Source organism: Mycoplasma sp. HU2014 (assembly GCF_001199495.1).
Classification (GTDB): Bacteria; Bacillota_I; Bacilli_A; order Mycoplasmatales; family Mycoplasmataceae; genus Mycoplasma.
On sequence record NZ_LFYS01000011.1, the window covers coordinates 1 to 7,001 of the forward strand.

Below are 7,001 nucleotides of genomic sequence, written 5' to 3' on the forward strand. Positions count from 1 at the left end.
TCAAAATCATAAAAATTTAAAAGTTCTCTAAAGATATGATTGTTTAATTTTTCATTTAGTGCAAATAAACCATATGATTTAACGTCTACTTCATATGTTTGTTTTTCAATACTTTGATAAACACCATTGATAATCTTTCCAATAACTCCTTTTTCAACAGGAATAATCTTTCCATTTTTTCTTATTGATGTTCTTTGTATAACATTATAAATACCTTCTTTTGTGGTTGCTTTTACTCTGGTACTAGATGGTCTTGGAATTTCTAATATGTCTTTAGGAATGGCCATTTTATATCTCCTTTTTTATGTGTTAAACACTATACATATATATTTATTTTACCACCTATTTTTAGTTTTTTAAGCTTTTTTTAAATAAAATTGGAACAAAAAATAGAGCTTTTTTAGCTCTAGATTTAAGAAAATTTAATTTTTTAGATATTTTAATGTATTTAATGGACGAAAATAAGAATTTTTTAGTAAATTATTAAAATTATATAGTGTCCAAAATTGGGAATTTTTTAATTAAATCTAATTTAGAAAAATCTATTTCAATATTAGGATTTTTAGATTTTATAATTTCTATTAATTTATTTCGTTGTAGATCGTCTTGTACAATTGCATCTAAATCAGTAATAGTAATTAAAGTAGTTAAATCTTGAGTAACTTTAAATACAAGTTCAACTACACCTTTATAAGTTTTATCACCAGTTTTAGGTTTTACAATAACTTTATTTTGTTGAATATCTAATTGTATCTTATTAATATCTAAACCAGGATTCTTTTCTTTTATTAAATTTAATAATAAATTTTGATTAGTTTTATCAGATCTATTAATTATTCCTAAGTTAGTTACATTTATCACATTAGATAATTCCTTACTTATTTGAAAAATAAATTCAACCTCACCTTTATAATCTTTTTGACCATCTTTATTAGGTTTTACAATAATTTTATTATCTTGGATATGAAAATCTAATTTATTGAAATCTATTTTAGAGTTTGTATTTAAGTTAGTTATTATTCTAGTAAGTTCATTTTTATTATTTAATTCATCTTGATCGATTATTCCTAAATCTAGATTAGTAATTAATGAATTTAAATGAATGCTTTTTGATTTTTGAGTTTGAACATATCAAGTAGTTGTTGCTCCACCAGATGAAGTAAGCACTATAGCACCAGCGATTAGTAATTTAGTTTTTAATTTCATAATATCCCTTTCTAAGATTTGTATAAATAACATATTCTTGGTAATTATAAAATCAAAAAAAAAAAAAAAGACTTGACAAAAATCGAGGTGTGTGCATAGTACCCGGAAATCATAATAAACTCGTAAAATTTAAATACGAATTAGAATTTGTTTGTCTATCTTTATTTAAATCAAATCTATTTATAAGACCGATGTTAGTATTTTGAATTAGTCTTATTAAATTAGTTCTGTTATCTTTTTTAATTTTAGCGTCTAATCCTATTGTAATTCCTGTTGTAGCACTTGCAACTGAAAAAAATCCTGCAATAATAGAAATTAGTTTTTTTTACTTTTTTCAGAAACAGTAGTAATTAATATCACTTAAACTAAATTAAATATTAAAAAAATCAAGATCTTTTGATCTTAATTTTAATTTAGTCCAGTTGATTTAGCATTAACTATTGATAATCAACTATTGAATGAATGTTCTAATTCTTCAACACTTTCAGCTTTATCTATAACAATAAATATAATATCTTCTTTTTTAAAATTCATTTTATGCATATATTCAAAAAACTTATCATATTGTTTTTTGTTTTCTAATTGTTTTTTAAACTCTTTAATACTTTCTGTAAAATTCTTAGATTTTAAAAGCAATACTGGAATTGAATCAGATGAGTAAACTGCATTTTTAAATGATACACCAGTAATCATTAATTCAGATTCTTCAGCTTCACTAACTTCAATTCAGTTATAAGTTTTTCTTGTACTTAAAATTCTTTTAACTTTATTAGAATCTTTATTTTTACCATTTAAAATTTCTCTTCAAGAAAAACCGGATTTTGCACCCCAAACAGCAACAGCAACACCAATTATTCCTAAAATAAAAACAATAACTATCAATCATACTGGCATATTAGTGGGTGGTTTAGTTACATTATTTGATTTAGTTAATAAAAACATTATTTATAACCTCTTAATTCTTTTCTTTCTGTATCTCTTTTTTTGATAGCTTCTCTTTTATCGTATTTTTTCTTTCCTTTAGCTAAAGCGATTTCTAATTTAATATAATCACGTTTAAAATAAAGTTTAGTTGGAATGATAGTTAAATTTTCTTGTTTTACTCTATTTAACATTCTAATAATTTCTTTTTTATGTAATAATAATTTTCTTGTTCTTAAAGGTTCTAACCCTTTAATATAGTTAGAAAACTCATATTTTTTAACATTCATATTTAAAATATAAGCTTCTTGTTTTCTAATAATTATAAAAGATTCATTAATAGAAACATCATGATTTCTAATTGATTTAACTTCAGGACCAGTTAATACCATACCTGCTTCATAAGTTTGAATAATTTCATAATTAAAATAAGCTTTTTTATTTTTAGTAATTAAATGTTCACCCATTTGATCACCTCTTTTTATTATTGTACTAAAACAAAATCAATAGCTCTTTTTTTAACATCAGCATTAATTAATTTAACTTTAACTTTTTGACCCATTCTATAATAAGTATTATCAGGTTTAATTAATATTTTATTTTCTTCATCATAAACTAAGTTGTTATCCATATTAGAAATATGAACTAAACCTTCTATCATATTATCTAATTGAATAAACATTCCAAATTTGAGAACTGCAGCAATAGTTCCAGTATATGTTGAACCGGCTTTATCAGCCATAAATTCAGCCATACATGCTTTAATAACTTCTCTTTCACAATCAACACTAGTTGTTTCAGTTTCATTAATAATATTACATGCTTTTGTAATGAAGTTTTGATTAGATTCTAAAACAAATTTTCTAGTATCTCTTTCTAAAAGATATTGTTTTAAATAACGATGAACCATTAAATCACTATAACGTCTTATTGGTGAAGTAAAGTGAGTATAACATTCACTAGATAATCCAAAATGACCAATATTTTCTAATCCATACTTAGCTTTATCCATGTATTTTAATAATGAAATATTTAATAATTCTACTTCTACTGGATCTTTAATTTGTTTTTCAATTTGACTTAAAGTACGGTTAATATTTTTTGGATCTAACATCTCAAGTGGTGTTAGTTTTGGATCGATTCCAAATGATTTTAAAGATTGATATCAAGTAATTAATTCTTGTTCATCTGGTTTCCCATGATTTCTATAAATAAAAGGTAATTCTTTTTCATAGATTAACTCAGCAACTGCTTCATTTGCACTAACCATAAATTGTTCTATTAGTTTTTCAGATTCTCCTATCGTTCTTGCTGTAATATCAATAACTTTAGAATCTTTATCCATAATGATTTTAGGTTCTCTTACTTCAAAATTAATTGTTCCTCTTTTAACTTTGTATAATTCAATTTTTTTATAAAGTTCATAAGCATTATCGATCATTTCTTTACTTTCTGAATCATGATTTCAAGTTTTATTTTCAAAATATTCATTAACTTCTTTATAGTTTAGTCTAAATTTAGAAATAATAACTGTTTCATAAACTTTTTTAGTCAACATAATTCCATTACTATCAAATTCCATTTCACAAGCCATAGCAAATTTTTTAGTATTTGGATTTAAAGAACATAAATCATCAGATAATATTTTTGGAAGCATAGGTATTACTTTATTAGCTAAATAAGTTGAATTACCTCTAAATAAAGCTTCATTATCTAAACTAGTTTTAGGTTTAACATAATAACTAACATCAGCAATAGCAACATAAAGTTTATAATGACCGTTATCTAATTTTTCAACACAAATTGCATCATCTAAATCTTTAGAATCAATTCCATCAATTGTTACTATCATCTTATCAACTAAAGAATTTTTTTGACGTTTTTTTAACTCATCAGTTTGTTTTTCAACTGGTATGTTTACTAATTCAGCATCTTTTAAAGTATTTTGATTGAATTCTGTTTTAATTTCAAATTCTTCAGCAATAGCAATAATTCTATCACTTGCTTTTCTAATGTCACCAACTACTTTTTGTAGTCTGATAAAGATTTTTCTATCTTTAACATTAATGATTTTTGCTTTAATTAATTGATGTTCTTCATATTTAAATTCAGCTTTATTTAAAATTACAAATCTAAAATTATCAAATGACTTATCTGTAGGAATAAAGTCTAGGAATTTTTTGTCATATGATCTAACTATTTCACCAATTAAAAAGATTTTTTCTCTTTTTATCAAATCACAAATTACAGCTTTAGTTCTATCATCTTGATCATTAACAACTGTATAAACAACTTGATCTGTTCCAAAACAACCATTTAAATCAACTGGTGCTACAAAATAATCTTCTTGATCGACATTTAATAAATCATTAACAAAACCAAATCCTTTTGGATTTAATTTTAAAATACCTTGTTTGTATTTACTATCTATTAAATAAACTTGATTAGAATTTGAAACTACTATTTTATTTTCTTCAACTAAATTATCTAAACTATTTTTAACATCAACGTGATCAATTGTTTTAAATTTACTTAGTAAAGTATTTAACATAATTTTATGATTATGTTTTTTTATTATCTCTATAATTTTAGATTCCATAATTTCTCCTATCTATGTCTATTATTAATAAAAAAGAAACACTATACAAGCATAGTGTTTGTGATAATACAAATTGTTAAAGCTAGTATGAAAAATATAATCCCTAAACTTAACATTCATACAGATAAAGTTTTATCTAAACCACGTTCTTTTGAGTTAGAGAATAATTCTTCATTACCCCCATTTAAAGCACTAAGTCCAGTTTGAGATTGTTTGTTTTGAATTAAACCAACAAAAATCATTATTATTGAAATTATCATAGCTAATATTTCAAAAGCTAATATTATTTTTCTACCAATTTCCATAGTGTCACTTGAAACTAGAAATGATAACATAAATTCACCTCGCATAACTAATATAATGATATATTAAAAACATACTAAAAACAAAGTAATAATTAATTGTAAAAATTAATTTTTATAACATTTTTTAATGAATAATATTGATCCAGCAACTAATGTGATAAATATAACACCAACTGAAGTAGCTACTCCAACTATTAATCCTTTTGATGTTTTACATAAAGTTTAATTTTAGCTTGAATTGCTATAAATTCTGTTTCACCTTTAAAGTTGGTTGAATTTTCAGTTGCTGAAATTTTTACTTTAACACCTGGAATTGATCTATCTCTGATAAATTCAATCTTATAGTCTTCATCTTTTTATTTGGTCTTATTTTTAATAATTTGTTTTGTAATTTTATTTTGATGATCATCTATTTCTTCTTTAGTATAAAATTTAAAAAATGACTTACGGTTCTTTTTTATTCATAGTAGACATCCTTAAGTTATTTATTTATTAATTATATAAGTTGGAAAAATATTTTTTAAGATTATACAAAAAAAACAAGATTTGTTTTGTCAAATCCTGTTAATTTTAAAGTATTTATTAATTGAGTTTTATTATTGGTTTTTAATTGCTCTTAATTCTTCTAATAATTTATTAAAATCTTTTGATTCAGATTTTTCATCTCTAGTTTGGTTAAGTAATGCTGAATCAATTGATTTAATCATTTGAGCTGATTTATCATCAGTAACCATAGCTTTAGCAATTGTTTTGTCTTCATTTAATTTTAATAATGAATCAAGAGACACTGAAGCAGATCTTAACATATTTAATTTAAAGTACATTGCTTCAGTTTCTGTATTTTCTTTTGTTAATTCATCAATTGTTTTGTCTTTTAATTTTGTTTCTAATTCTTTAATTGTGTTTTTGAATAACTTTTGTGTTTTAGTTGTTACAACATCTTTTAAAGGCATCACGTATCCTGAAGTTCTAGCAAGAGTTAATCAGTTATTTTCTTCTTCTGTGGTAATTTTGTTTTTACCTTTGTATAATCATTCTAAGAATTTTTTAGTTGCCTTATTTACTTTATCATTTGATGAAGCAACTGGTATGATACTTGATCCACCTTCATTAAATACGCTATATGTTGAACCTTTGCTTTTGATTACTTGCGAAGTCATGTATACATCACTTTCACCTGCATTGTTTTTGTAGAATTCTGCTTCTTTATCTTTTTCAACTTTTCCTAAGTATGGGTGGTTTTTTGAGACTCTAGTAACTTTATTTTGATATGCTCCAACTGATGCCGCAAAACTTATTGCACTTTGAAATCTCATAGTTTCTCATGATCCTCATTCTTCTCTACCGTTTTTCATGTATTTGATAGAGTGGAATGCTTTTGTTGATTTGGTACCATTTTCTGATACTTCTTTTCTAAACACAGTTTTAGCTGTTTTTGAATAGTCTTCTCATAGTGATTTGAATTTTGAATTAAAATCACTATCATCAATTAAGTTATATTTAACTTTTTTACTTCCATCTAATTCAAATGCTGATTTTTTCTCATCTTCAATTTTAGTGTGTAGTTCTTTTAAGAAAGCTTGATCTTGATAATCAATTGATAGAACTTCACCAGATAATGTAGAAGTTGTTAACTTTTCTTGATCCTTTATTTGAATATTTTCAGAAAATTTTAAAGCAAGCTCTCTAATACCATCTAGTGTTTGAAAAGTTTCATTATTAACTGTGAAATCTCGAAATGGTTTTTCATTTTCAGTAGTTGTTTTAAGCTCAACGTGTGCTCAAATTGAAGTTGTAGGAATTTCTTTTTCTTTAACTTCTTTAGATCTTTTTACTAAATCAGCTTCATCTTCTACTGTTCCTCCACCTTGTTTGATGATTTCAAACATTTTATTTAATAATCTTAAGTTGAAAACAGCAGAATCAACATCAGCATTATCAAATGGAACATTAAAAATTTTGTCAGTTTC

6 protein-coding genes and 1 pseudogene are annotated in these 7,001 nt (G+C 24.1%); all 7 read right to left on the minus strand.

The window, feature by feature from the left end:
• Positions 1-287 (minus strand): annotated as a pseudogene (locus AB668_RS00655) (IS1634 family transposase); the annotation flags it as partial.
• A 202-nt stretch (positions 288-489) separates the two neighbouring features.
• Complete coding sequence (locus AB668_RS00660) at positions 490-1,206, minus strand: hypothetical protein (RefSeq protein WP_050517188.1); 717 nt, start codon at positions 1,204-1,206, stop codon at positions 490-492.
• A 408-nt stretch (positions 1,207-1,614) separates the two neighbouring features.
• Complete coding sequence (locus tag AB668_RS00670; RefSeq protein WP_050517190.1) at positions 1,615-2,148, minus strand: hypothetical protein; 534 nt, start codon at positions 2,146-2,148, stop codon at positions 1,615-1,617.
• Positions 2,148-2,594 (minus strand): SsrA-binding protein SmpB, encoded by a 447-nt coding sequence (smpB, locus tag AB668_RS00675; RefSeq protein WP_004429953.1) that lies wholly within the window; start codon positions 2,592-2,594, stop codon positions 2,148-2,150. Before smpB ends, AB668_RS00670 begins: the two co-directional genes overlap by 1 nt.
• A 17-nt stretch (positions 2,595-2,611) precedes the next feature.
• A complete protein-coding gene (rnr, locus tag AB668_RS00680) occupies positions 2,612-4,726 on the minus strand; it encodes a ribonuclease R (protein ID WP_050517191.1) in 2,115 nt (704 codons plus the stop codon).
• A gap of 41 nt (positions 4,727-4,767) precedes the next feature.
• Entirely contained in the window at positions 4,768-5,061 is a 294-nt protein-coding gene (gene secG, locus AB668_RS00685; RefSeq protein ID WP_050517192.1) for a preprotein translocase subunit SecG, read from the minus strand.
• Between the two features lie 566 nt (positions 5,062-5,627).
• Positions 5,628-7,001, minus strand: a 1,374-nt coding sequence (locus AB668_RS05650; RefSeq protein WP_050517193.1) for a P68 family surface lipoprotein, incomplete at its 5' end; no start/stop codon positions are given.